The sequence below is a fragment of the Microcoleus sp. Pol1C5 genome, assembly GCF_036701115.1.
GTDB lineage: Bacteria > Cyanobacteriota > Cyanobacteriia > Cyanobacteriales > Microcoleaceae > Microcoleus.
Window position 1 is genome coordinate 100,006 of sequence record NZ_JAUBQE010000009.1, and the last position, 24,944, is coordinate 124,949.

The 24,944-nt window shown below is 44.7% G+C and carries 21 protein-coding genes, 23 tRNA genes and 1 pseudogene; 33 read left to right on the forward strand and 12 right to left on the reverse strand.

Annotated features, from left to right (window positions below; all coding sequences use genetic code 11):
* The first annotated feature begins 479 nt into the window (after positions 1-479).
* Positions 480-1,115, forward strand: a complete 636-nt coding sequence (locus tag QUA23_RS07410; protein ID WP_333073651.1) for a DUF1802 family protein — start codon at positions 480-482, stop codon at positions 1,113-1,115.
* On the opposite strand, the gene QUA23_RS07415 is transcribed toward QUA23_RS07410, so the two are convergent.
* From QUA23_RS07415 to QUA23_RS07430, 4 genes are all read right to left on the reverse strand, one after another.
* The gene (locus tag QUA23_RS07415; protein WP_333073653.1) at positions 1,102-1,752 is read right to left on the reverse strand and encodes an ABC transporter permease; all 651 of its coding nucleotides are present in this window, start codon (positions 1,750-1,752) and stop codon (positions 1,102-1,104) included. The genes QUA23_RS07410 and QUA23_RS07415 overlap by 14 nt on opposite strands.
* A gap of 33 nt (positions 1,753-1,785) precedes the next feature.
* On the reverse strand, positions 1,786-2,247 hold the full coding sequence (locus tag QUA23_RS07420; protein ID WP_333073654.1) for a DUF29 domain-containing protein: 462 nt from the start codon (positions 2,245-2,247) through the stop codon (positions 1,786-1,788).
* 52 nt (positions 2,248-2,299) lie between these two features.
* Positions 2,300-3,055, reverse strand: a complete 756-nt coding sequence (locus QUA23_RS07425; RefSeq protein WP_333073656.1) for an ATP-binding cassette domain-containing protein — start codon at positions 3,053-3,055, stop codon at positions 2,300-2,302.
* A gap of 81 nt (positions 3,056-3,136) precedes the next feature.
* A complete protein-coding gene (locus QUA23_RS07430; RefSeq protein ID WP_333073659.1) occupies positions 3,137-3,694 on the reverse strand; it encodes an NUDIX hydrolase in 558 nt (185 codons plus the stop codon).
* A gap of 252 nt (positions 3,695-3,946) precedes the next feature.
* On the opposite strand from QUA23_RS07430, the gene QUA23_RS07435 reads away from it, so the two are divergent.
* Positions 3,947-4,219 carry a hypothetical protein gene (locus tag QUA23_RS07435; RefSeq protein ID WP_333073661.1) on the forward strand — a complete coding sequence of 91 codons (273 nt, stop codon included), beginning with the start codon at positions 3,947-3,949 and terminating at the stop codon, positions 4,217-4,219.
* 441 nt (positions 4,220-4,660) lie between these two features.
* Here QUA23_RS07435 and QUA23_RS07440 read toward each other — a convergent pair whose 3' ends face one another.
* Positions 4,661-5,092 carry a hypothetical protein gene (locus QUA23_RS07440; protein WP_333073663.1) on the reverse strand — a complete coding sequence of 144 codons (432 nt, stop codon included), beginning with the start codon at positions 5,090-5,092 and terminating at the stop codon, positions 4,661-4,663.
* 509 nt (positions 5,093-5,601) lie between these two features.
* Here QUA23_RS07440 and era point away from each other — a divergent pair.
* A complete protein-coding gene (era, locus tag QUA23_RS07445) occupies positions 5,602-6,513 on the forward strand; it encodes a GTPase Era (protein WP_333040924.1) in 912 nt (303 codons plus the stop codon).
* A 142-nt stretch (positions 6,514-6,655) separates the two neighbouring features.
* On the opposite strand, the gene QUA23_RS07450 is transcribed toward era, so the two are convergent.
* Entirely contained in the window at positions 6,656-6,928 is a 273-nt protein-coding gene (locus QUA23_RS07450; RefSeq protein WP_333073665.1) for a hypothetical protein, read from the reverse strand.
* 130 nt (positions 6,929-7,058) lie between these two features.
* The gene (locus tag QUA23_RS07455; RefSeq protein ID WP_333073667.1) at positions 7,059-7,592 is read right to left on the reverse strand and encodes a peptidoglycan-binding protein; all 534 of its coding nucleotides are present in this window, start codon (positions 7,590-7,592) and stop codon (positions 7,059-7,061) included.
* 148 nt (positions 7,593-7,740) lie between these two features.
* Here QUA23_RS07455 and QUA23_RS07460 point away from each other — a divergent pair.
* The 4 genes and pseudogenes from QUA23_RS07460 to QUA23_RS07475 all read left to right on the forward strand — a co-directional run.
* Positions 7,741-7,887 (forward strand): annotated as a pseudogene (locus QUA23_RS07460) (GTPase Era); the annotation flags it as partial.
* Positions 7,888-8,069: 182 nt separating this feature from the next.
* The gene (locus QUA23_RS07465; RefSeq protein ID WP_333073670.1) at positions 8,070-9,620 is read left to right on the forward strand and encodes an AAA family ATPase; all 1,551 of its coding nucleotides are present in this window, start codon (positions 8,070-8,072) and stop codon (positions 9,618-9,620) included.
* A gap of 356 nt (positions 9,621-9,976) precedes the next feature.
* Positions 9,977-10,990, forward strand: coding sequence for an AbiTii domain-containing protein (locus tag QUA23_RS07470; protein ID WP_333110332.1), 1,014 nt, complete (start codon positions 9,977-9,979; stop codon positions 10,988-10,990).
* 312 nt (positions 10,991-11,302) lie between these two features.
* Complete coding sequence (locus QUA23_RS07475) at positions 11,303-12,379, forward strand: ATP-binding protein (RefSeq protein ID WP_333073674.1); 1,077 nt, start codon at positions 11,303-11,305, stop codon at positions 12,377-12,379.
* 377 nt (positions 12,380-12,756) lie between these two features.
* Here QUA23_RS07475 and QUA23_RS07480 read toward each other — a convergent pair whose 3' ends face one another.
* The 3 genes from QUA23_RS07480 to petM form a co-directional block, all read right to left on the reverse strand.
* Positions 12,757-13,674, reverse strand: coding sequence for an NAD(+) kinase (locus QUA23_RS07480; RefSeq protein WP_333073675.1), 918 nt, complete (start codon positions 13,672-13,674; stop codon positions 12,757-12,759).
* Between the two features lies 1 nt (position 13,675).
* Positions 13,676-14,653: an NmrA family NAD(P)-binding protein gene (locus tag QUA23_RS07485; protein ID WP_190657002.1), complete on the reverse strand. Its 978-nt coding sequence runs from the start codon at positions 14,651-14,653 to the stop codon at positions 13,676-13,678.
* A 197-nt stretch (positions 14,654-14,850) separates the two neighbouring features.
* Complete coding sequence (gene petM / locus QUA23_RS07490; protein WP_445243474.1) at positions 14,851-14,985, reverse strand: cytochrome b6-f complex subunit PetM; 135 nt, start codon at positions 14,983-14,985, stop codon at positions 14,851-14,853.
* A gap of 40 nt (positions 14,986-15,025) precedes the next feature.
* Between petM and pdxA the strand changes: the two genes are divergently transcribed.
* Both pdxA and QUA23_RS07500 read left to right on the forward strand, forming a co-directional pair.
* Positions 15,026-16,123, forward strand: a complete 1,098-nt coding sequence (gene pdxA / locus QUA23_RS07495; RefSeq protein WP_333073678.1) for a 4-hydroxythreonine-4-phosphate dehydrogenase PdxA — start codon at positions 15,026-15,028, stop codon at positions 16,121-16,123.
* Between the two features lie 120 nt (positions 16,124-16,243).
* The gene (locus tag QUA23_RS07500; RefSeq protein ID WP_333073679.1) at positions 16,244-19,855 is read left to right on the forward strand and encodes an OmpA family protein; all 3,612 of its coding nucleotides are present in this window, start codon (positions 16,244-16,246) and stop codon (positions 19,853-19,855) included.
* A 198-nt stretch (positions 19,856-20,053) separates the two neighbouring features.
* Here QUA23_RS07500 and QUA23_RS07505 read toward each other — a convergent pair whose 3' ends face one another.
* Positions 20,054-20,878 (reverse strand): biotin--[acetyl-CoA-carboxylase] ligase, encoded by an 825-nt coding sequence (locus QUA23_RS07505; RefSeq protein WP_333073680.1) that lies wholly within the window; start codon positions 20,876-20,878, stop codon positions 20,054-20,056.
* Positions 20,879-20,881: 3 nt separating this feature from the next.
* Here QUA23_RS07505 and QUA23_RS07510 point away from each other — a divergent pair, with 3 nt between their 5' ends.
* A complete protein-coding gene (locus QUA23_RS07510; RefSeq protein ID WP_333073682.1) occupies positions 20,882-21,091 on the forward strand; it encodes a hypothetical protein in 210 nt (69 codons plus the stop codon).
* Positions 21,092-21,197: 106 nt separating this feature from the next.
* Here QUA23_RS07510 and QUA23_RS07515 read toward each other — a convergent pair whose 3' ends face one another.
* Positions 21,198-21,860 (reverse strand): glutathione S-transferase family protein, encoded by a 663-nt coding sequence (locus QUA23_RS07515; RefSeq protein ID WP_333073684.1) that lies wholly within the window; start codon positions 21,858-21,860, stop codon positions 21,198-21,200.
* 383 nt (positions 21,861-22,243) lie between these two features.
* Between QUA23_RS07515 and QUA23_RS07520 the strand changes: the two genes are divergently transcribed.
* The 23 genes from QUA23_RS07520 (at position 22,244) to QUA23_RS07630 (ending at position 24,708) form a co-directional block, all read left to right on the forward strand.
* Positions 22,244-22,317: transfer RNA gene (locus tag QUA23_RS07520), tRNA-Asp, on the forward strand.
* Positions 22,318-22,442: 125 nt separating this feature from the next.
* Positions 22,443-22,517, forward strand: a tRNA-Glu gene (locus QUA23_RS07525).
* Positions 22,518-22,591, forward strand: a tRNA-Cys gene (locus QUA23_RS07530).
* Positions 22,592-22,692: 101 nt separating this feature from the next.
* Positions 22,693-22,767: transfer RNA gene (locus tag QUA23_RS07535), tRNA-Met, on the forward strand.
* A 3-nt stretch (positions 22,768-22,770) separates the two neighbouring features.
* A tRNA-Trp gene (locus QUA23_RS07540) sits at positions 22,771-22,845 on the forward strand.
* Between the two features lie 6 nt (positions 22,846-22,851).
* Positions 22,852-22,928: transfer RNA gene (locus QUA23_RS07545), tRNA-Glu, on the forward strand.
* 8 nt (positions 22,929-22,936) lie between these two features.
* Positions 22,937-23,018 (forward strand) — tRNA-Tyr (locus QUA23_RS07550).
* Between the two features lie 34 nt (positions 23,019-23,052).
* Positions 23,053-23,127 (forward strand) — tRNA-Arg (locus tag QUA23_RS07555).
* Positions 23,128-23,131: 4 nt separating this feature from the next.
* A tRNA-Ser gene (locus tag QUA23_RS07560) sits at positions 23,132-23,218 on the forward strand.
* Positions 23,219-23,222: 4 nt separating this feature from the next.
* Positions 23,223-23,295 (forward strand) — tRNA-Phe (locus QUA23_RS07565).
* 6 nt (positions 23,296-23,301) lie between these two features.
* Positions 23,302-23,376, forward strand: a tRNA-Asn gene (locus tag QUA23_RS07570).
* A 10-nt stretch (positions 23,377-23,386) separates the two neighbouring features.
* A tRNA-Gln gene (locus QUA23_RS07575) sits at positions 23,387-23,465 on the forward strand.
* Between the two features lie 5 nt (positions 23,466-23,470).
* A tRNA-Gln gene (locus QUA23_RS07580) sits at positions 23,471-23,544 on the forward strand.
* 29 nt (positions 23,545-23,573) lie between these two features.
* A tRNA-Leu gene (locus tag QUA23_RS07585) sits at positions 23,574-23,650 on the forward strand.
* 23 nt (positions 23,651-23,673) lie between these two features.
* Positions 23,674-23,754, forward strand: a tRNA-Leu gene (locus QUA23_RS07590).
* A gap of 4 nt (positions 23,755-23,758) precedes the next feature.
* A tRNA-Pro gene (locus tag QUA23_RS07595) sits at positions 23,759-23,831 on the forward strand.
* Positions 23,832-23,962: 131 nt separating this feature from the next.
* A tRNA-Leu gene (locus QUA23_RS07600) sits at positions 23,963-24,036 on the forward strand.
* Positions 24,037-24,131: 95 nt separating this feature from the next.
* Positions 24,132-24,203, forward strand: a tRNA-Thr gene (locus QUA23_RS07605).
* Between the two features lie 6 nt (positions 24,204-24,209).
* Positions 24,210-24,286: transfer RNA gene (locus QUA23_RS07610), tRNA-Thr, on the forward strand.
* A gap of 5 nt (positions 24,287-24,291) precedes the next feature.
* Positions 24,292-24,362: transfer RNA gene (locus QUA23_RS07615), tRNA-Gly, on the forward strand.
* Between the two features lie 115 nt (positions 24,363-24,477).
* Positions 24,478-24,549: transfer RNA gene (locus QUA23_RS07620), tRNA-Gly, on the forward strand.
* A 5-nt stretch (positions 24,550-24,554) separates the two neighbouring features.
* Positions 24,555-24,626 (forward strand) — tRNA-Val (locus tag QUA23_RS07625).
* Between the two features lie 9 nt (positions 24,627-24,635).
* A tRNA-Arg gene (locus QUA23_RS07630) sits at positions 24,636-24,708 on the forward strand.
* Positions 24,709-24,944 lie beyond the last annotated feature (236 nt).

Here is a 24,944-nt window from a genome sequence, read left to right on the forward strand (position 1 = left end):
TCACTAATAAAAAATTGAACAGCAGGCGGTATTTTAGTAAAGATACTGATATTTATGACAGAACGGAATTTAAAAACTATTTTATCTGCACTTTAAAAAAGTATAATCTAAGCTTTTTGAATAACATTTAAATTTTAACAAATCTCAATATGCTTGTTTGGTACTTAATATGCGAGAATCTTTAAACTTTATTAAGTAGTCAAGTAAACTCCTGAAAAAATTAACGACAAAACTGCTGAATCTACCGGGTGTGATAGTATAGTATAGCTTGGACACAGAAGAGACGATTATTTTATCGGTTAGAGTAATAAAGAGAAAAGTAGGTAGCTCACTATATAGTCCAACCAATTATTGTCTTTATCAAAATAACAACGTAGTCTTGCATAGTCAGGACTACCTTATTTTAACAGGAAGAAATGGCTGTACTTGCTTGAAAGTACCGATTTTTGTTATTTTGGTTAAAACTCAACTAAATTTTTATGAAATCAACTACTAGGGCGCTGAAAGAATGGAATGTAGCAGTTAATGCTTTGGAACAAGGTCAAACGATTGTGCTGTTGCGGAAGGGGGGAATTCGCGAGCAAGCAGGACAGTTCAATGTCACTGACAAACAGGTTTTGCTGTATCCAACTTTTGAACACCAACAGCCGGGTTTATTAAAGCCGGAGTTTGCAAATCAAGTCAAGACTGTCGAATCTGGTTGGCATCCTGAAGTTATTAGAATTGGCAGTTGGGCGGAGATTACTGATGTTTTTTTGGTAGCTTGGGAACCGGCAATTACTGCGCTATTTCCGTACCATATTTGGAATGAAAATTTTGTCATCGATCGCCTGAAATGGAAACAAACTCAGCCAATTTATATTTTATTGCTGCGGGCTTATCGCCTTGCAGAAAGCCGCGAAATTCCCTACATTCCTGAATACGGCGGTTGCCGTTCTTGGCTCGATTTGGCAGAGGCTATTTCGCTGGAGGGAAGCCAAGCTGTTTTGAGCGATCGCGAGTACATTCAACGCTCAAATGAAATCCGCAATCTGATAGCAAGTCCTGTTAATGCTTCTGGTTCGCAGAGAGTGACAACGCTGACGGAAGGTAGCCAGGATTTTAGTCCTCATTAATAGTTTTTAAGGTACTTTTCGAGAGGCGCGCTTCTACCAAACCCAGCCCAAAATCCGCAGCTAAGGCCATTAAAGCCGCCGGAATTGCCCCAGCCAAAAGTAACTGATTGTTGACGGTAGCAACGCCGCGAAAAATAAACACCCCCAAGCCACCCGCGCCAATTGCAGCGGCGATTGTAGCAAGTCCGATCGCAATTACTGCGGCAACTCGCACGCCCGCCAGAATCACGCCCAGTGCCAGGGGAATTTCCACTTGCCACAACAGTTGCATATCAGTCATCCCCATGCCTCTTCCTGCTTCCGTAATCGCTGGATCGACGCCGACAATACCAGTATAAGTATTGCGGATAATGGGCAGTAAAGAATACAGAGTCAGGGCGATAATTGCCGTGCGATCGCCTATTCCACCCAATACCGGCACCGGGATTAGCAAGCCAAACAAAGCTAAACTGGGAATTGTTTGCATAATATTAGCAAAACCCAAAATTGGCTTTTTCAATTTGGGTTTTCTGGTGACTAAAATTCCTAGGGGCATCCCCACAATAATAGCGATAAAAATTGCAACAGTTACTAAATATAAGTGTTCAGTGGCGCGCTGAATTATCTCAGCGCCATAGCGGTTGATAAAAATTATCATTAGGTAATTGGTTGTTACTGATTGCTGTCAATCTTATAAATCATTTTCCATTTCAGGACTTGGTTCACCAGGATAGAAGCGAGAATCCAGAATTTCCTCTAAGCTGTAAAGGCAGTTTTGAGGAAATGTTTTGAGAGGTAAATCGGTTTCTCCTACTGCCAAATCTCTACCGTTTTGATAAGCTTCTTGGAAAGCTTCTTGCAAGTAAGGTTTCAGACTTGGGTTCTCCTGTATCAGTCTCTGAGTGTCCCGCCGCTGCACTCGAATTGTAGACAGCCAGCTACGACTCCGCTGCTGGGGCTGATATTGCCACTTCAGCAAATGTCCCAGCAAAATGCTCAAACGATTTCTAAGTTCTTGACGTTCCTGTTTTCCCAAAGATTCAATCTCCTCAATTAAATTTGGCAAGTCAAGTTGACTCCACTGACACTTGCGAAGTAACTTGGCTTGTTCTTGCGTCCAAGCATAGAAGTCTGTCTCGTAAAGACTGTGCATCGTTTGATTATCAGCTTAGTTACTAAAACTATATTATCAAATTTTTGCTAAATCATTCCAATTTAGCTACTTGCAAACATTCAAGAAATGCGCGAGCTTCTGGATGGTGAGATTTGAGAAAATCATCAGGTGTTGCCAATTCAATCAACCGTCCATCTTGCATCAAACCAATTTTAGAAGCTAACAAAAAAGCTTCTTGAATGCCGTGAGTCACAAAAATCACAGTTTTGCCCAGTTGCTGCTGCAATTGACCGAATTCTCGCTGTAATTCCAGACGAGTAATGGGGTCTAAAGCACCAAACGGTTCGTCCATTAACAATATCGGAGGGTCAGCAGCCAGTGCTCTAGCGACGCCTACCCGCTGCCGCTGTCCGCCGGATAACTGATGGGGATAGCGTTTGGCAAAGTGCTGGGGGTCGAGGTTGACTAATTCTAACAGTTGCCGGACGCGAGATTGAATGCGATCGCCCTCCCAACCTTCTAATTTTGGCACTAAACCGACGTTTTGCTCGACAGTAAAATGGGGAAACAAACCGATTTCTTGAATCACATAGCCAATTTTTCGGCGTAGTTGAATTGAGTTCCACTGAGTTGTCGGTTTTCCCATGACAAGAACTTCGCCGCTGCTTGGCGTTAGTAAATTGTTAATCAATTTCATGGTAGTAGTTTTGCCACTACCGCTGCGTCCCAGCAATACTAAAACTTCTCCTTGCAGCACTTTGAAATTGAGTTTGTCTACTAAATGCCTGCGGTTTAAACGATATGTAACGTCGAGGCATTCGACAGCAACTTCATTATTGAGAGGCATGATTAGTTTTGGTGATTTGGGTTTTCAGCAACTTAAAATGGGCGACCCTCGGAAAACAATTCCTAATCTAAAATCTAAAATCTAAAATCTAAAATCGACTTGATTTTGCCATTCTAGCAGTAAGGATCGACATTGGAGGCAAGTTAATTTTTTGAGCAAGTCGCGAATTCCGTCTGGGGTGACAGGATATTCAGCACCGATCCGTTCCGGGTTTACTGTTGCTGTAGGGTGCAATTCTGCAACAAAACCGTAGAGTTTTTGATTGGAGAAGGAACTGTTTATTGCCCAGCCGACGGTGTTAATCGGTTCGAGGCGGGCGATCGCACTTTCTGTCACGCCTAGTTCTTTCTTGAGTATAGCTGGAACTTCCGCTGCTGGTGTGGCTTCCGCTTCTACGCGACCGCCGGGAAAATCCAGGGTTGCTTCTGCCACGCCGGGGCGATACATCGGTGGGGGAAACAGCAATTTGTCAGCTTGAATGGTCAAGATTACCACTGAATCTGCTCTTTCTACTCGCCAATATTCTACTGTTTGCCCTTCGGTTGTTTCGAGATGTTCGGCGATTAGTTTTACCCAATGAGAGTTGATTTCTACAAAGCGATCTAGAGTTTTCCACTGGGATTTGGCAGTTTGGTTCATGTCAGAATTTTTGAAATAAATCAGATGTTTTTTGCTATGGTAGGCGATTTTTGCCGAGCTGAACAATAGCCGATCGACCTTTTCAGCTTTGAGCCAGTTTTTTCCTCTCGATTGTAAATTTTTGCTACAACCTTACACATTCCCCTAGATAATTCCGTAACATAGACTACATAATCAAAGTTTATCTGCGCCTTCGCTCTGCGTTGTTTCAACCGGACCCTGGTGCAGACTCTTAGCTAGACAGGAGTAGTTATGCAACTGCAAACAGATATTCGTACTTGGCAATCCCAACCAACGCCCGGAAGCTTCGCCAGTGTCCGCGACTGGGAAAAATTTGGCTGCGCCGTACCTGCACCAAAATTGGCTCCTTCTATGTGGGTTAAATTGTTCAATCCGCCAACCGCATTCAGCTTTGACGAAGCGTGGCTGTTGTGTGAATGTTCGGAAGAACAGTGGCTAGCTTGGATTCCAGATTATGGCGAAATTTTACTGAGTACACATGAATTTTGCGCTACTAAATCCTGAATTACGCAGACAAACTTTGATAAACCAGGTGTTAAAATCCATATCCCTCGGGTTCCACGGGATTTTTTGGAAAAAATCTGGTTTCTGCGTAATTATGTCGTTTGCAGTGAGGAATGCAAGTCCTTAAACTTTGATAAGGACTTGCATTCCTCACTACAAACCTCTTATATGATGTCGTTTCAGCGGATATCATATAAGTCCTAATAGATATTAATTGAAATTTCGCCAACAAAAAGAGCAATAGGTTTTCTATTGCTCTTTTTGTTCAAAAACACTCTCTAGTTTTTATCTTTAAGATAGCGGAAGTTATATCAACTGGCCTCGATTGACCCCAATATCGCTGCGGTGACGGGTTTACTGTATCGATGCTTGCATGGGAGATATTGGTGAACCCGCCCTTACAGCAATTACGGTCAATTTAGCCCCTGTGATATTGCTGGCTTATTTGCAAACTGCACGGTTATTTGCGTTTCTGACAATCGTGCCTACTCTACCATTAATCTGAATCGGGTTCTTAGTGCTGGCTCGAATCAAGAGCGGTTGTTTGGCGAGACATTCTCTGATTGATGCTGCCCAGGCGGTGAGAGCTCCGGTGTATTCTGTACGACCCGCTGGGGCGCGAAACTGATCGGTAATTAGGAAATCCGAGGTGATGCTAGTGTCAGTACCAACATTGGTAATAATTGGAAAGTCAAAGGCTCTGGGCAAGGTTCTGTCCTGGATTCTGCCCGGTAGCAACTGGTATTTCTTCGAGCCACCCTTGTAGTCAATACCTGCTTGAGGGCTTGTGGGAGGGCTTGTTTGAGCCAAGGCGGAAACAGGCAAGCTTGCTACCAAAACGGTGCAGCAACTCCAAAATAATTTCGATTTCATCTGATTCATCTCCTCAACTTTATGACGATTAGCACTAATTTAGGTATGCTCAAAAGACACTAGCTTTTATTGAGAAAGCGCCTGATGATATTGAGCTTTTGAGTTTGAGTTCAACTTACCTAATTTATTACCAAACATCTTCAAAAATGTTAAAACTGGTTTGCCTGACAAACTGTAGAAAAGTTTCAGTTGAGTTAGATATTTACCCATCTGAAGTTGTTACAGCATTGGGGAGTCGGTTTTACCAGAATGATTCATTTTTGAGCGATGTCATTGGAACTTTATCAAATTTTGTCTCAGATATCAAGTTTTGCCGATCGCGTATCACGTTTTAATACTGGTTTGCGGCTCGATCGAGGTTTGAGTGTTGCGGGCTATAGCAGGACGAGAAAGATGCTAGAGTGCATCGATGGGCGTTTGAGTATTTTCAGGCGACAATAGACAGAGAAGGGGCTTGAAAATAGGTGATTTTAGTGGAAGATAGTAAATTTATCGACGTATCGGACATTATGGGTGTTCCCGTGGCTCCGGCGGGTTACAAATCCGGCTTTGTGGGTATTGTCGGACGCCCGAATGTCGGCAAATCAACGCTGATGAATCAGTTGGTGGGGCAGAAAATTGCGATTACTTCGCCGGTGTCTCAGACGACACGTAACAGGCTGCGGGGCATCCTAACGACACCGGAAGCACAAATTATTTTTGTAGATACTCCCGGAATTCACAAGCCGCATCACCAATTGGGCAAGGTTTTGGTGCAGAATGCCCGCACAGCGATTCAGTCGGTGGATGTGGTGCTGTTTGTGGTGGATGGTTCGGTGGAATCGGGAGGGGGCGATCGATATATTGTCGAAATTCTCAGCAATTGCAAAGTTCCGGTGATTTTGGGGATGAATAAGTTGGACGAACAACCGGAGGATTCCGTGTTGATCGATCGCACTTACGAGCAAATTGTCAATCCTGAGTGGCCGGTGGTGAAATTTTCGGCTCTCACGGGCGAGGGTGTCGAGCCGCTGCAACAATTGTTAATCGAACATTTGGAGGTTGGACCTTATTATTATCCGCCAGATTTGGTGACTGACCAGCCGGAACGCTTTATTATGGGCGAATTGATTCGGGAACAGATTTTGCTGCTGACGCGGGAAGAAGTGCCGCATTCCGTAGCAATCGCGATCGACATAGTTCAAGAAGAAGCGAAAATTACTAGGATTCTAGCGACAATTCACGTCGAACGAGATTCCCAAAAAGGCATTTTAATCGGTAAAAGCGGCAGTATGCTCAAGTCGATCGGCAGTGCGGCGCGAGAACAGATTCAAAAGTTAATTGAGGGCAAAGTGTATTTGGAGTTATTTGTCAAGGTGCAGCCGAAGTGGCGGCAGTCTCGTACTCGTTTAGCTGAATTGGGCTATCGGGTGGAAGAATAAAGCGAACTGATGGAGCAAATAAGGGCGATCGTTGAGAGATTTTACAACTGAACTTCCCCTCGTAGGCAGAAGTTCAGTTTAAATAATTGTCCTAAAAACTCCGCCCGCAACTGTCAACTGTCAATTGTCAACTGTCAACTCTTTAAGGACGTTCGGCAAATTTTTGAACAGCTTTTGGTGCAAAAGCAGCAACTAAAAAAGAAGTTGTAATGTATTTGCCATCAGCATTCTTGCTAGTTATTGTGATGACGCCAAACACAATTGCTGCAATCAGTGCAATAAAACTCATCGCTCGCATTGCCGAGTAGTGTCCATTATCTTCCTGCAAAAATTCAGCCAGCTCTTGTCCGGGTTCAGAAGAATTTGCTGGAGCTTCAAGGATAGCAGAATGTGTCATTTGATTAACCTCATACATGATTAAAGCTTAACTAGCAGGACTTACGCAACAACGGAGAAATTAAACTTCCGTAGTTGTAAGGTGCGCGTTTCGCACCCTACAATTAGAGTCGGCACGTAAGTCCTATACCAGTGAGATATACCGTTGTTTAGTGCGGTAACTTGCTCAAAGCGTGCCAAGTTCTCGGCCCGACAATTCCATCGGCTGGTAAACCCTTAATCGTTTGGAACTGGATCGTCGCTACTTTGGTCATAACCCCGAAGTATCCGTCAACAAAACCGAAATAGTATCCATTCAATTTCAAGACATTCTGAACAATTTTGACAGCATTACCTGAACTACCAATCATGAGAGTCGGCATATTCACAGGTGCACCGGAGTATAGTGCTTGCCAGGTTAGAGGACTGACAATCCCATCTTCAGGTAAAAAGACGCGGTGTTGATAGTCTTTTACGGCGTCTTCAACATAGGTGTCGAAAATACCATCGATCGAAAAACCGTAATAATAGCCCCAATGATATAAAAGCTGTTGCAGTTCTTTGACGGCTTGACCAGTAGAACCCCGTTTTAAAGTAGGTTTCATGAGTTTAGACGCTTCAGCAACTGCAAGAGTTGATTGAGAAGTAGAATCGGCGACGACAGCGATAGCTTGATTATTGAGAGTTTTTTCTTCTGTAAACATGATGGGAATCCTCTGTGCATTCGAGTGTTTTCATTTGATATTTCAGGTATAACTGCTGTCTTCGATGGCTTCACAGTCGCTTTTTATAGTGAAACTTGTGTGAGTTCACACATTGGAGTGTCGCTCATTTGAGTTATATCGTTTCCGCTTACAGTCGATCGGCAGTGCGGCGCGAGAACAGATTCAAAAGTTAATTGAGGGGAAAGTATATTTGGAGTTATTTGTCAAAGTGCAGCCGAAATGGTGGCAGTCTCGCACTCGTTTAGCGGAATTGGGCGATCGCGTGGAAGAGTGAAACTTTGGCAGTTGGCAGTTGGGGTTCTTCCGTTCTATGAATCAAGAATCGAGCACGACTTTCGCTCTGAGAGAGTTTCATCGGGGCCGGAGAGCCGATACAAACCCCCGCTTAACAACTAAAACGCCTTTCCAACAACAGTACACTAAACTGAGAGCAGCCCCATTCGCCCCAGTTGACCTATGCCGCGTTGGTTCAATACTGCTGGCCCCTGCCAAGAAGACATTCATTACGCACTGTCGCCCACGGTACGCTTACCAAGCTTAGAACGGTTAATCGCTCAACGCAACTATTTCGTCATCCATGCACCCCGGCAAGTGGGGAAAACCACCGCTATGCTGGCGTTAGCCAAACAACTCACCGAAAGCGGACAATATACAGCCGTGATGCTGTCAGTTGAAGTGGGCGCACCCTTCAGTCAAGACATTGCTGGTGCAGAAGAGGCTATTTTGGGGGCTTGGCGAGATAACAGTTCCGTCCGTCTCCCACTCGAACTGCAACCGCCTGACTGGACAGCGATGCAATCGGGACAGAAAATTCGGGCTGCTTTACAAGCTTGGGCAAAAGTTTCATCTCGTCCTTTGGTGGTTTTCATCGATGAAATTGACGCACTACAAGACCAAGCTTTGATTTCTATTCTGCGCCAGTTACGCGATGGTTATCCCAATCGCCCGAAAGCGTTTCCGCAATCGGTGGGTTTAATTGGTTTGCGGGATGTTCGCGATTACAAAGTGGCGGCGGGGGGAAGCGATCGACTCAATACATCCAGTCCGTTTAATATTAAAGTGCGATCGATTACTCTGAGAGATTTTAATGCCTCAGAAGTCGCCGAACTCTACGCGCAACATACCGAAGATACCGGACAAGTTTTTACACCTGAAGCCGTAGCCTTAGCTTTTGAACTGACTCAGGGACAACCTTGGTTAGTGAATGCTTTAGCTAAGGAAATTGTAGAAGAATTAGTTACCGATGAATCTATAGAAATTACACCCGACCATATTTTAGAAGCCAAAGAAATTCTCATAAAACGACAAGATACGCATTTAGATAGTTTGGCAGAACGACTGCGAGAAAACCGAGTCAAAGCCATTATCGAGCCGATGCTAGCCGGACGAGAATTGCCAGAATCTTCTAATGACGATCGCCAATACCTCGTAGATTTGGGCTTGCTCAAACGAGATCCAGCCGGGGGTTTAGTCATCGCCAATCCGATTTATCGAGAAGTGTTGCCGCGAGTTTTGGCGCAAGGGCCGCAAGATAGTTTACCGATTATCCGTCCGAGTTGGTTGAACGATCGCGGCGAACTACTACCAGATGCACTCCTGCAAGCGTTTCTCGCGTTTTGGCTACAGCATGGCGAACCGTTACTCAAAAGTGCATCTTACCCCGAAATTGCCCCTCATTTAGTGTTGATGGCGTTTCTGCATCGGGTGATTAATGGTGGGGGAACGTTGGAGCGGGAATATGCGATCGGACGCGACAGAATGGATTTATGCCTGCGTTATGGTGAGGTAACATTGGGAATTGAACTGAAGGTTTGGCGAACTCGGAAAGTCGATCCGTTGAGTAAAGGGTTGGAACAGTTAGATGGATATTTGGCTCGATTGGGACAAGATGAAGGGTGGTTGGTGATATTCGATCGGCGCGAGAATGCGCTCGAATTAGAAGAACGACTGAATACTGAAATTCATCTGACACCAATGGGGCGAACCGTTACAGTTATTCGTGCGTGAAGAAGTTGTGATGAATGTCTCGATTTTTCCGATCGCCCCAGTGTGAGAGCGACTCTAAATGCTCTCTAATTTAAAATTTAATAAAGATAGCTTTTTTCAGTGCGAGGGCTTAAGTGATTGAGTCAAATCGTGCGGCGAACTCGATCGAGGAAAGGAGATTCCGATGGGGAGTAAGAAGCGGTTGACATACGTCATCGATATGCGGTATCTTTAGAATATATGCAGTATTGTACCGCAACTGCAACATAATTATAAGTTATGATGCTGGGCTATCGGTTAGGGCAGCACTTTAAAATTATCGGCAGGGCAATTCAAAAGAGTAATTTAAATGACACGTTAGAATAAAAATGCAGTTTTTGAAGCAAGGTCAACGAAGCTTTATGGGTTCATTAGTTTTGGAACTACAAAGAGATGCGCTTAATCCAGAAATCTCCGTGTTACTTCTGCTAAGAAAAGCTTTGGTTGTTGCAAGGAAACTCAATATTCAGAAGTTTCAGCAATGGGTAGAAAAAGAACTTAATGGCTATCCTGAGATATCATATCTCCCTCAATATCGCTTCATGTTTGGAGAGTTAAAGGCCCGTGATCCTTATCTCGGATGGATACCAGTCATAGTTCATCCTGAGATTCACGAGTTGATATCTAAACGACCTGTTCTTCAACCAATCAGTGAAATAGAAACACTTGTTGAAAATTTGAAGGATAAAAACGACCCTTTAATTACCATGCCACCAGCATTGGGAAAATTTTTAAGAGAGTACCATGGCATTCGATTTGAAATGCAAATACATATGGATATATCACAAGCAACAGGTGTGCTAGAGGCTGTACGGGATGTCGTTCTTAACTGGTCATTGAAATTAGAGGAAGATGGGATTTTAGGCGAAGAAATGACTTTTTCCCAAGAAGAAAAACAGATCGCTGCCAAGAAGGATTATAGTAGTTTTATCCAAATCGATATAAGACAGTCACAAATGCAAAATTCTTCATCAGAAAGTCAATCAAGCTCAGAATCATTCAGCAATGACCTTCGCGAAGCAAACGTTGCTAATTTCGCAAACAAAGTTTCTGGCAATGCGCGGCAGCAGGCAAATCAGCATATCCATTTATCTGAGTCGCGGAGGACTCTTGCTGAAGCAGCCGAGGAAATTCAGCAACTCTTGAATCAGTTGGAGCAGACGAACCCAACTGCAACTGAGTCAGAAAAAGTTGCTTATGTTAATGATGAAACTACTCCAAGTTTTAAGCGTCGTGTCGCAGGTGCGCTCCAGGCAAGCGGTGAAACAGCAATCGACGAGTTCATTTTAGAAAACAAATATCTCAAAGTTGTCAAGTCGGCTATCAAAGGTTGGCTACAACCAGGTGGTTAGCGTTCTAGCAGCATAACAACGCCCATGCACGCCGACCGCCAAAAGTTGATCGGTTATGATGCAAAGGTTATCTGCGGCGGGTGATGGGTACCGTTATCTCGTAAACACTGCCTGACTTTGGAAATGGTTCGGAAGCTTGATCGAGAGCTTTACCGAAAGAAAATTGGTAGAATAAATAGATACGCTTCATCGCGCACCATACAACAAGCTCGTAAATCCAATCTTTTCACCAAACCTCAAACTAGGAGATTCTCAAAAATTCCAACTATGAACTACCGAAACTACAGATGCCATGTGAGGGAAACTATATAAATGCCCAATAAATTAAGAAATACCCGATCTGGTACTGCTGGCGAATTTAATGTCATAGCAGTTTTGTCGCGATGCGGATTCAATATTGATAAACCTTTACAAATTGATGACGAGATTGATGTAAACTTCAGAGTAAAAATTGGAAAACTTGATATTACAATTCCTATACAAGTTAAATCGGTTCAATTCCCAGAAAAAATAAATATAAAACATAATTTTATTCAGGGATTAAAGAAAAAATATTTAGAACGTCAACCATACTTATGTCTTGCCATTTACCGTCCTGAAACAAATGAAATATGGTTTATAAACGGCAGCAAAAAAATACAAGAAGTCTATCATTCACAAGAATCTTGGAACGCAAAGCATCGTCCATATAATAACTTGTCTTTGGATGCTGACATACGCATTGCTCTACCTTGCAAAGATATATTATTTAATCAAAAATGGAAAATTCCTGCTGATCCTTGCAATTATCTAGAGAGTCGTTTTCAAGAATTAATATCTGAGATTGAAAAAAATATTGTTCCCTCAGACGAAATCATTTCATCTATCACTACCATTGAAAGTAAATGTGCAGTAGTAGTAGAAGTATTGGACATTAGCGGTCAAGTCGTTAGGAAGAAATATCGACTTGAAGATACAATAGAGGAATTAATATCCTCAGCACTTTCTATATTAGAAGAGTTTATTATTCCTAATTTCTCACCTCTGATTCACCAAGAGCGCATCTCTATCATGCTGCTTCGCGAATTATTAGTAAATGCGATAGTACATCGCGCATACGATCGAGCTAATGATGTAGTTATTAAGGTTATGCCAACTTCGATTCAGGTAAAAAATCCTGGAAGGTTATTGCCTCCTCTAAGTCTTAGTAACAATCAAATTTCTGGAGGATACGTTGTAATAAGGAATGAAAAATTAGCATTGCAGCTTCGACAAAAAGGGCTTGTTGAGTTAGTTGGTAGTGGGTTGTTATGGGTAAAAAAAATGCTAAAGCATCAAAATCTTTCTCCAGCAATTTTTACGCAAGATGCAACATCATTCTCAGTGACAATAAGCTATGAGAATGTCTAGGTGACCTTGATGCCTAACAACGCCCATGGACACCGACTGTCGAAAGGTAATTTGTTATGATAGAAAGGTTGTTGGCGGCGGGTGATGGGCAACGTTATCTCGCAAACGCTGCCTGACTTTGGAGAGGATTCGGAAGCTCGAACGAAAATTAAGGATTCCGGTGGATAAATGTCGCCCTACATTACCAACACTAATTGCTGCTTTATTCTACGATTTATTAACAGATAAAAAAATCAAAATCCCTTCAATCGGTGAAAAACGGGAACGGGAATTGCGGTCTCCTACAGCTAGGACTTGATATGATATCTACGAGCAAGCCAACTGGTTGAGCCAACAATCCCCGTACCTTGATAGTCGGGGAGTGTCAACAACAACTATCAAGGCAACTCAACGGAACTCGGTTTAGCAATGTGAGGCAATCCCCAGCCTAATTTTTCCCGCAAAATGTGGAAAAACTCAAAAGATTGCACCCGAATAAACCGGGCTGGGTACGGAGCTCGCTCAACTTGCACCCAATCTTCGGGCAGAACATAACATCCGCCGTTACCGTCTACCACCATTACCAGGCGGTTTGGACTCGCTGGCAAAATCTTGACCGGCTCGGTGTTGGAAAACACCAAAGCCCGCGAAGCCATTGAATGCGGGCAAATAGGCAGCAATTGCAGCACCGGCACTCCGGGAATGATCACAGGGCCACCCGCTGAAAGGGCGTAAGCTGTCGATCCTGTGGGAGTTGCGATGATGACTCCATCTGCGGCAATATCAATAGAGGCGTGCTGACCGATCGCCACTTCAAAATGACACATACAAGTCAGCGGTTCCCGGTGCAGCACCATTTCATTGAGACAAAGAGCTTCCCAGAGGCAGTCGTTTTCTCGAAACAGCCGCACCGCCAGCATTGATCTTTCTTCTATTTCGTATTCTCCGGCGATTACCTTTTCCAAAGCTTGCGGCAGCAAGTTCAGGTAAGTTTCTGTTAAAAAGCCCATGTGACCGGTATTGACAGTCAGCAGCGGCACTCCAATCGGAGCAACTTGGCGAAATGCCGACAGCACCGTACCGTCGCCGCCCAAAACCACTGCAAACTCCATGTCGCTGTCAAAACCGGGGGGGACGAGTTGTTCGATCGGATTGTGGCACATCGGGCGATCGGGGCTAGAATAGCCCAGAATTCCTCCGGAACCAGAAACCGAGCAAACCTCCCAGCCGCGGGCAGTCAGCTTGTCTTCCAACTCTGCGGCGATGCGACAAGCCACAGGTTTAACGTCGTTGTATATAATCCCAGCTTTCGGCACTTTAAAATGTAAAGGGCATTTTTTGTTTACTCCGTTTTTTAGTTTTAAGCTGCTCGTACTCTATTTCCTTGAGCTTCTTCATAATCAGATTAAAGTATTCTTCGAGATAAGACTCCAAAGTAGTAGTTTCTTTGGGGTCTATTCCGAAGACACTGTAAACATCATCCATCGGAGCTTTCAAGGGTTTTCCGGCTGCCAAAACTTCTGAAAAAGCCAATCTGTCAGCTACGTTCCAACTCCACTGAAAGAACTTAGCAAATTGACGAGTAGCCTTCAACAAGGCGTCTGGGGTGCGCGTAATTTTAGCTTGCTTCCCTGACAGCCGTTCGCACAACCGCACGATTTCGTCAGCATCCCAAGCGCGATTTCCCACCACCGGAAAGCTTTTTTTCTCGGTTTCAGGAACGGAAAGGGCCCGGACGGCAAATTTAGCAACGTCCTGAGTGTTCATGTAGGCAAGGGCGGATGGCTTGTTGGGCAGCCAGACTGCCTGATTGTCCAAAATCGGCATTGCATACAGGCTCAGCAGTCCTTGCAAAAAGCCGCAAGGTCTCAAGATTGTGTAGTCTAGACCGGATTCTGCTAAAAACAATTCGGTACAGCGCTTGATTTCCAACAAGGGGACTTGGGGATATTTCTCGGCGTCGAGAAAGGAAAAGAATATGTAACGCTTGATGCCTGCTGCTGCTGCTGCTTGGATCAGCGATACTTTTCCGTCCCAGTCTACTCTTTTGATGCTGACAGAATCGGCTGCACTCGCTGTTGCTGCATCGATAATAGCACTGACGCCTTCTAGGGCCGGAGGCAGACTGTCTGGCTGGCAAAGGTTCCCCGGTACGAGTTCAGCGCCCCATTCTTTCAAAAATGCAGCTTTTCTGTAACTTCTGACTAAACAGCGCACCTGGTAGCCCTCGTCTAGGGCGCGGCGGGCTATTTGGCGGCCGAGAGTGCCGGTGGCACCTAAAATCAATAAAGTCATCTAGGGATTAATTATGAATCTTAAACTTTCAATAAGATGGTATCAGGTTTTTGTTAAGTTTGTTATAAAAACTTAACAAAAACCTGAAATTTTCTCATTTTAGGCTTGAGATATTCGGCACAACGCTGACTTTCGGCAGCAAGTAGACTCTAGAAGACAGAAGGTAGAAGGCTTCTGAAGGATTGGTTGAAAAAAACTTATTCTTCGCGGCCTTGCAATTTGAGCAGGAGGAAGCCTCCACCTATACCTACGAAAATTAGGGAAAAGGACAAAAAGGCTGCAGTGAAAATTTCAGGATTCATGATTTTATATGTCCAATTGGGCGATCGCATTAAATAAAGATAATATAATTTGGGGCAACCAGGTACATGAATGCTAAAATTTCAGTGCCGAAATTGCTGTATTTTGTTGGAGAAAACTGCCTTGAGTCTCGATCGGGAATCACAACTAGCTGTAACTCTGGGAGATCCGGCGGGAATTGGGCCGGAAGTGATTCTCAAGGCATTGGCCGATCCCGCTGCTGGTTTGAGGGCAACGGTTATAGGCTCTAGGAGAGTTTTGCAGGAAACTTACGATAAGTTGCGATCGAGCAATCCACCAGCAGAAGCGGCAAATCCCGAAACATTAAATATTATTGATATTGAACCAGACAACAAGTGGGGCGAAATAGTCCCCGGTGTGGGTAGTGCAGCTAGCGGGGCTGCTAGCTTTGCTTACATGGAAAGTGCGATCGCCCGTACCATTGCCGGCGAATTCTCCGCCATCGTGACAGGCCCGATTTCCAAAACTTGCTGGCAGGCGGCCGGTTACAATTATCCCGGACAAACAGAACTCCTCGCAGAAAGGGCAAAATCGCAGCGGTTCGGAATGCTGTTTGCCGCCACATCTCCCCACAGTGGCTGGACGCTGGTAACTTTACTCGCTACCACACATATTTCCCTGCGTCAAGTCCCCGATGCTTTGACTCCAGAATTGCTGAGCGAAAAACTAGAATTGCTGGTAGAGTGTTTGCGGGAAGATTTTGGGCTGGAAAGACCGAAAATTGCGATTTCTGGCTTAAATCCTCACAGCGGCGAAAATGGCAAACTGGGAAATGAAGAGCAAGACTGGATGATACCTTGGTTGGAAACGCAGCGCGATCGCTTTCCTCAAGTGCAGTTAGACGGGCCAGTCCCCCCTGATACCCTGTGGGTAAAACCGGCTAAAGTTTGGTACGGTTTAGCCAAGGAAGCTCACGACGGTTACTTGGCAATGTACCACGACCAGGGGTTGATTCCAGTAAAATTGATGGCTTTCGATAAAGCAGTCAACACTACAATTGGCTTGCCTTTTGTCCGCACCTCTCCGGATCACGGCACAGCTTTTGATATTGTAGGTCAGGGGATTGCAGATGCCTCCAGCATGAAGGCAGCATTGCAGTTGGCGGCCCAGTTGGCTAGTCGCAGAACAGCAGTTAAAATAGGGCGATAGCTTTAGTACGCCTGACGCTTGGAAAAATTGTGTCATTCCTATTGATTTTCGCTGGGGTGAGGCGGCAAGCAAGCTGGTAATTTCCTTCGGTCGATTAAAATCACGTTTGGGTAGCGGAGTATGGCAGCATCTAATGATAATTCAGGCAAAATACATCAGTCAGAAAAAGAGGTTTCTGATGCAACTCGGGGAAGTTCTAAAGCAGGAGAGCAACTTCAGGAATTGCTAACCATACTGACTGAATTTCAGTTATTAAAGAAATCAAAAAAAGAACCAAGCGAGCTGAAGTTACCGCTTTCCGAAAAGTCTGTGCAGCGGTTGGAGGATGAGGAAAATCGGCGCAAACAATTGTCTTTTCGGATCGAATCACCGAGTATTGTACCGGAAGTATTAACTAACGAGGAAGAGATCCCATCTCAAAGACGAGAAAACAATAATGAGGAACCCGATTTATCGATAGCCGGGAAGATAGCAAAAAAAAATCGGCCGTCGGAGGAAGAATTAGAAGAAGCAGTAGAGGAGTTTAAACGGTTGCAACAATTGCTATTTGAAAGAGATTTACCGGAATTTTACAGTAATGTTTTGAGCGTGGAACAAAGGTTAGAAAATTTTGAGAAGTTGATGTCTGAACCCCAAGAGTTGATGACTTTACTGAAGCCGTTAATTCCTGAGTTAGTGAGAGATGAATTAGAGCGGTTGAAGTCGGAATTAAAAAAGGCGATCGAACTCGCTAGCAGTGATCAAATTAATCGGCTCGAATTGCAGACTAAAATAGCGGACTTGGAAAATAAAATTGCTAACTTTAACCCGCAGCAACTGCCAAATTCAGAACAGTTAATGAAACGGGTGATGTTGGTGGTGGGCGATCTGCTCAAGCGTAAGGTAGAGGAGTCTAAGTTAGAGGTAGCTTCGGCGATCGCACCAAAAGTCAATCAAGTAATTCACAATCAAAACGGACTTGAAGAACAGGTAGTAAGAATTGAAGATAGAGTTGCGAATATTCAGCAGCGTTACCAGCAGCAACCTGAAGATTTAATCAAGCAGCTAGTACCAGTAGTTAGCGAATTGCTAAACCGCAAAATTAGTGAATTAAAATCAGAGATTGTAGAAGCTGTTACCCCCTCAGTACAGGTAAGAATAGCTTGGGTAGAAATAGAAGAAAAAGTATTGAGCATCATCGAACGCCGACTGGCTACACAACAGTCGCCTATTCAGAAGCCAGAAGAGATACTGGCGATGCTAATGCCCGCAATAGCTGATTTGCTGAATCAGAAAATCGATGAATCAAAATTACAAGTAGCAGCGACGATTGAACCTTTGATAGAATCAGCAATTCTTCAAAGAGAAGTTCAAGGAAAATTGAGCGACGTAGAAAGTAGACTAAATAATCTTCAGCGACAGCAAAAATCTCAGCCGGAAGATATAATGGCAAGGTTAATGCCGTTAATGATTGAGTCACTGAACCGGAAAATCGAGGAGACAAAGTTAGAGGTGAGAGAGGCGATCGCACCTGGTGTCAACACAGCTCTTCAAAACAGCGGTATTGCAGCACAAATATTAAATAATGAAAGTAAGATTGTCGAAGTTCAGCAGCAAGTTTTAGCCGAGATAGAAGGGTTGATGGCAAGAATAATGCCAGTGATTGTAGAAATGCTGTCTCGAAACATCGGGGAAGCAAAGCTAGAGATAGAATCTGCGATCGCCCCGGCTGTCGATGCCATCATTCAGAATAAAAGGATCGATCAAAGACTCGGGAAGATCGAACAAAAAATTGTCGCGATCGAACACCGGATTTATGAATCGACAGACTTGTTTACCGATTTACTGAAACCTTTGATTGACGAGCTAATGGTTAGCCATCACGCCCAACTGCAAAAGTCTGTCATCGAATCTATTTTACCATTGTTAGATGAAGTTGTAAGTTATAATTACAGACTCAACGATAAAGTAGGCGAACTCGATCGCAAAATTACTGATGCGGAATGGGGAGGCAATCGGGAAGAATTGCTTGCCAGAATTAAAATCATTTTTCCCGAAATGATGATCCAAACAATTAATGAGTCTAGAAAATCATTTGTCGAAACCATAGCTCCGATAATTGATGAAATAATTAATACGAAAAGCCGAGAAAATAGACAATCGATGGGAGTAGCCATATCGCCTGCTCTTCCTGTGGGAATCAGCCACAGAGTCAGTGAATCGCCCGATGAAATTGCAATGGCGATCGCGCCGGAAATGGCCACCGCTATCAAACAGCAAATTCATCTCAAGCGAGAAGCAATGTCGGATGCACTTTATCCGATCATCGGCAGCACGATTTTAAAATACATCGCCGAGATGATGCGGGAGATTAATGAAAAACTCGAAGCATCTTTAAGTCCAGAGAGAATTAGTCGCAAAATTAAAGCAAAATTACAGGGTATTTCTGAAGCAGAACTGCTGATGAAAGAAACAACACCACTGAGTGTTAAAGCTGTTTTTTTAATTCAAACAAAATCCGGCTTAGTAATTTCAGCAGTGCAGAAGTCTGAACGCGAACAGCTAGAATCAGACATGGTAGCGGGGATGCTGACTGCTATTCGGGCTTTTGTCAACGATTGCATATCTCAGTCTGGAAATATTGCAGAAATTGATGCAATAGAATACGGCACATCTACGATCGTACTGGAAGTTGCGGGTTCGTGTTATCTAGCAGTAGTGATGCAAGGAGAAACCCGCCAGTGGTTTAAGTACAAAATGCGAGCGATATTCAACAATATTGTTCAAGAACACGGAGATCAAATTCGGTCATTTAACGGCGATCCAGCAATTGTACCACCCGAAGTAAACTCGAAATTGCAAAAATTAATTGATACAGATGTAAAAGTTAAATCTTCTAAACTTCCCATTTTACCAATTATCGGTTTGGCAGCGTTAGGTTTAATTGGCGTACCTTGGGGAATTCATCAATACCGCAGCGCAGTTGAAGCGAACTTAGAAGCAGATACGAATTTAGCATTACAATCTGCTCCAGAGTTATCGGTTTATCGTATCGCGGCAGATGTTAAAGATAAATTATTGCAGATTTCGGGACGAGTGCCGAATCAAAATCTGCGATTGAAAGCGGAAAAAATCGCTCAGCAAGTGGCTCCACAATCAAGAATTGAAAATAAAATTATAGCCGTTGAAGTACCTCCCGATCCAGTTTTAGTCGAAGCTGATGTCAAGCGGACGGCAGCTCTTTTGAATAAAGTAGAAAGCATTAATATCTCAGCTCGCTATGCAGAGGGAAAAGTCGCCGTTGCAGGCAGCGTAAGCAAAGTGCCAGATGCTCAGAAAATAACTCAAGCTTTTGAGAAAATTCCGGGGGTAAAGTCTGTAACAAATACAGTGATAATAGGAACTCCACCGCCGCCAAAGATAATAATGCCAGTTCGCGTGTATTTTGGTGCAGGCTCGGCAAGTTTGGAGGCGAAAGATGTGGCACAAAAGCTTAGTAAAGTCAAGGAATATATGGAGAAAAACCGCACAAAGAATTTAAGGATAGTTGGCTACAGCGATTTTAAAAGCACTCCGGTAGAAAATCAAAAGTTGGCACTGGAAAGGGCGACAAATGTGAAAGGTATTTTGGTTAGACAAGGGATAAATGGCAACAGAATACAAGTTGCTTCTACTAAGGGTCGTCCGGAAGGTGTGGAGGCAAATCAACCGCTGTGGTTGAGCAGATTGGTAGTATTTGAGGTGATAAATTAAAATAGGGAATTGGGCATCGGGCATCGGGCATTGGGCATTGTTAATGGGGAATTTTCCCTAATGACTAATGACTAATGACTAATGACTTCTTTCTGTTAATTTATAGTAACTGGCAAGAAGGTTAGGACATTTTTGAGCGCTGAAAATATTGCTCTGACTGCATTTCCCTTCTTCCTTCTTCCTTCTTCCTTCTTCCTCTTAAATTAATCTAACTCGCCCGGAGGTAAAGGCTTGTATTCGATCGCCCGCCAAGCATACTAACAAGCGGCCGCATCCATCCATGCCCGCTGCTTCTCCGCAGATGGTTTCCGACGCAAGTTCGATCGCCACCGGGCAGCCAATCAACGCATCGCGGCGTCGCAATTCCGGCAAAAGTAGCGCTAAACCGGACTTGGAGGCTGGCTTGTCTGCTGTAGAAAACATATCGGCTAGTTCGAGTAAATAGTGGCGCAGTCGATCGAGCAAACACAGTTCATCTGGTACTGTACTAGCAATAGAATGCAAGCTTACCGCATTGCCGAGATCCCTTTCATCCAATCCCGCAGCCGCGAAATCTACGCAGCGGTTGAGTCCAATTCCCACAACGGCGCGAGTTTTACCAAAAACATTGCCGGAAGTAGCTTCGCAGAGAATTCCCGCTAATTTGTGGCGATCGATCCAGACATCGTTTGGCCATTTCAGGCGCAGCATATCGCGACAGTCGGGAACCAAATCTTCGATCGCGTAAATCACGGCTAAACCGGCTGCTAAACTGAGCCCGGGCAACAGATTGGGGTTGAGGTTGTCGAGTACAAAACTAACAGTCAAGACACCAGTTGGGGCGTGCCAGGTGCGCCCGTGTTGGCCGCGCCCGCTGGTTTGTCGCTGGGTAAATACTGCATCTCCGTGGTGGAGTTGGGCCGCGCGGGCAATCGCCCAACTGTTGGTACTCGGACAGGTATCCAAGGAGTGTAGCCAGTGATAGAGGTTTGGGCGATCGGCTTCTGGCGATGCGGGTACGGGAGTTAAGGGCAATTCAGACAAGGTTTGATTTGTAGTATTGGATATCTAAAAGCTGATTATCGCAGGGCGATCGATCTTTTGTGCGAGTTTGGGCTATCGGCATTTTCGTCAGTGTTAATTCTTGCGGTTGCGATCGAAGTTTTCTATAAATATGTCTCACCGGGGATTGACAGCGATCGAATGCGGGGATTAAATGCGCGCATACACAGACAAAACCCGCAAGCCAAGGGTTAAGAGTTTATTGAGTCCAGGGAGTTTGAATCGCCCGGTATATTTAGCTTTGTTGTGTAGGATCGATTTCTAATCGCCCGGTATTTTTATTTGAAGCTCGATCGCTCTTTTAAAGCCTTGCCGCCAGTAAATCCTTAATAATTGGGATTTTGGCCGCAATTTCGGTTTGAGATACCTCGGTTTGCTGCCAACTCGATCGCCCTGCAAGTCGATCGGCCCACTGCTGCAACTTCGGATACTCATCAAAAGATATGCCAAACATCCCCAGGGAAGGCACCGCAGTCCCCGCCACCACTTCGGCGAAAGTAAACTGTTCCCCAGCAAAATAAGTGCGATCGTCCGCCAGCAAGCCCTCAAAAAACCTCAGCAGCGTTGTTATCTGCTGTTTTGACTGTTCCAACTTCTGTGCAGTGTCTCCCGCTACACCCAGCATTTGACGTGTTAATGGAAACATTGCCGGCAACAGTTCATTTAACGTCAGCATTTCCACCATCCGTACAATTCCCAACGCTTTCGCCTCTGTCGGTAGCAGTGCAGGCGTCGGGTATTTCGCCTCCAGATAATCGAGAATTGCCAGCGACTCCACCAAAGTCAAATCTCCATCCACTAACACCGGTATGCGGTGGAACGGGTTAATTGCCAGAAAATCCGCCTTAAATTGGTCGCCGTCGAGGTTAAGTGCTAGAGGCTCAAACGCAATCTGTTTTTCCAGAAGTGCCACCCACACACGGCGAGAATTCAGAGAAATTGGAGTGTAGTACAGTTTCAGCATCAGATTTACCTTACGCAACACCGTCAGTTTAGCAGCAAAATACCTTGATATATAAGGGTTTGGGGGAACGCAGCGGGTGGGTGGGAGCGATCGACACCCCTTTAAAAAACCCAATTTAAAAAAAAGTTGTATTACCCCCTTGACAGTCTTGTAATACTTAATGTAGTATAAATGTATGGCGAAGGGGAAAGAGCTTCAAAGCCTTCCCCCACGAGCAATATGAACCTTGACAACTGAATAGGAAGTTAATCGTGTCACATAATTGTGGACATTGGCGGTGTAGACTCCGGCAACAATAACCCGATCGGGTTGTAGTACGCGGAATCAACCGCCACCCTGTCCCAACTTGAGTAATTCAAGGACAGAAAATTGTTCATTTTCGCGGGGGTATAGCTCAACCGGTCAGAGCAATCGCCTGTCGAGCGAAAGGTTGCGAGTTCAAGTCTCGTTACTCCCGTCAGTAGATTTTAGATTTTAGATTTTAGATTTACTCCACAGGAGAAGAATCTGGGAACTGGAACTAGGGTCTAAAATCCACACATCCTGTCGGAAAGCAAGTATCCGTTTTTCGGCGGGGGTCAAAGTCCCGTAGGCAAAAGTCAAGCCGTCTCCCCCTCAAGGAGAAGATTGCGAGTGCAAACCTCGTCGGGACTCCCAGGTTAGGTGGCCGAGTGGTTGAAGGCGTCGGTCTGCAAAACCGAATTGCGCGGGTTCAAATCCCGCTCTAACCTCTGTTCCAATCAGAAATTAAAAATTATAAATTAAAAGATTAAACTAACAGTCTTTTAATTGATTTTTTTAACTTTGAAAAGGAACGAAGCGAAAGTGACATTGCAGCGTAGCTTAATCGTAAAGCGCCAAGTTCATACCTTGGTCAATGCGGGTTCAAGTCCGGCCGCTGCCACCAAAAGCAGGGATGGTGTAACTGGCAACACTCTGGTCTCCAAAACCAGCATTCTGAGTTCAAATCTCAGTTCCTGTGCCAATTTATAGTGCTGTAGGCAAATGGTTTAAGCCGCTTGGTTTTCACCCAAGTGATTGCGGGTTCAACTCCCGTCAGCACTTCCAAAATTTCTGGGTCGGCCCTCCTATTGGCGTGGGTACCTGTCTGTAAAACAGTAGCTTAAAGCGTTGCTGGTTCAATTCCAGCCCGACCCATTTGTAACTGCATTTAATATGCAGTTGCAATCTTGAGAACGTGGTGTAACTGGATAACATCTCAGTCTACGAAACTGAAGATTTGGGGGTTCAAATCCCTCCGTTCTCGCTGTGGAGAGGTGGCCGAGTGGCTTAAGGCGCTTTCCTGCTAAGAAAGAGCGGTTTAACAGCCGTCGAGGGTTCAAATCCCTCCTTCTCCGTTTTCCCCCGATAGCTCAGTTGGTAGAGCGCTTGTCTGAAGAACAAGAGGTCGTCAGTTCGATACTGACTTGGGGGATTGCGTTGCCTTATAGCTCAATGGTAGAGCAAGCGGTTGTTAACCGCTAGGTTGTAGGTTCGAGTCCTACTGGGGCAGCCATTTTTTTAATTGCCGGGTAGACAAATTGGTAAAGTCGCCTATCTCTGAAATAGGAGTTTTTGTAGGTTCAAAGCCTACCCCGGCACCCAATTATTGGGAAGTCGCCTAATCGGTATGGCACCGCTCTTTGAAAGCGGAAAAATGCAGGTTCGATCCCTGCCTTCCCAGTTCTGCTATTACCAAAGCAGATCAATTACACTCCTGTAGCCCAATTGGCAGAGGCCGCAATTTCAAAAATTGTGTTGTGTGAGTTCAAATCTCACTAGGAGTACCAAATTTTTAACTAAGTTTCTACTTGCTCCTGTGGCGGAATTGGCAGACGCGGCAGACTTAAAATCTGTTTTATTTGGCTTGTGAGTTCGAGTCTCACTAGGAGCATGAACGGGATGTAATTCAGCGGCCAGAAGCCATGCTTTGGGAGCATGGAGTCGTTGGTTCAAATCCAACCATCCCGACTTTACCCCTGTGATGTAATTGGAAAACATCACTCGCTCAGAACGAGTGTTTTTTGCAGGTTCGAGGCCTGTCAGGGGTATGAGGTTTTATTCAATCTAAAATCTCAAATCTCAAACCTCAAATAGGTTTTGCCCCTGTAGCCCAATTGGTAGAGGCGCTAGATTTAGGATCTAGTTAGTGCTGGTTCGATGCCAGTCAGGGGTATTTGGTGACATCGCGGGTGAAGTAGCCTGGGTAGGCTTGGAGGTCTCATAAGCCTCTTAATAGCAGGTTCAACTCCTGCCCCCGTCACCAAAAATGCAGGTGTGATGTAATTGGCAACATGAGGCTTTTGTAAAGCTTTTTTGTGAGTTCAAATCTCACCGTATGCTGGGCGTGCTGGTGTAGCTCAATTAGGCAGAGCAACTGATTTGTAATCAGTCGGTTGTAGGTTCAATTCCTATCACCAGCCCCACAATTGCGGATATGGTGTAACGGTAGCATTCGAGTCTTCCAAACTCTAGGCACGAGTTCGAGCCTCGTTATCCGCTTGGCGAAACAAGAAGTTTGTTAAATCTCACATCTTGCACCATTCTCAAGAACAGGCTTATTGACAATGGTGCAACATCTCAGTTAAACCCAAAATCTCAAATTTTAAATCGGTTTGCGGATGTCATGTAGCGGCTAGCATCTGAGTATGCCATTCTCAGCGCATGGGTTCGAGTCCCATCATCCGCTTTTGTAGTCCTGTAGCTCAACGGTAGAGCGTTTGCCTTACAAGCAAGATGTTGCAGGTTCAACTCCTGTCAGGACTACTAATTTATGGGAGTGTAGCTCAATGGATAGAGCGCCGCGCTTCGGACGCGGATGTTGTGGGTTCAAGTCCTGCCACTCTCGTTGTTTTTGCTTTAATTTAAGGAGGTTGATTCCATTGAATGGATAATTTTTTATATTAAGAGCGATCGCCCTTTGCGTGCCCCAATCTTTGGAGCCTACATACTTTAGTACGAGAGGAAAGGTAACGCTGTCAAAATCAGCGGGCGTTTGAGAACGAGGAGTGCGATGAACCCGGCAGGTTGGCTTAAAGGTAGCCATCCTTTAAAGAGTGTGTAGTAACTCATCGGCGGAGTCCC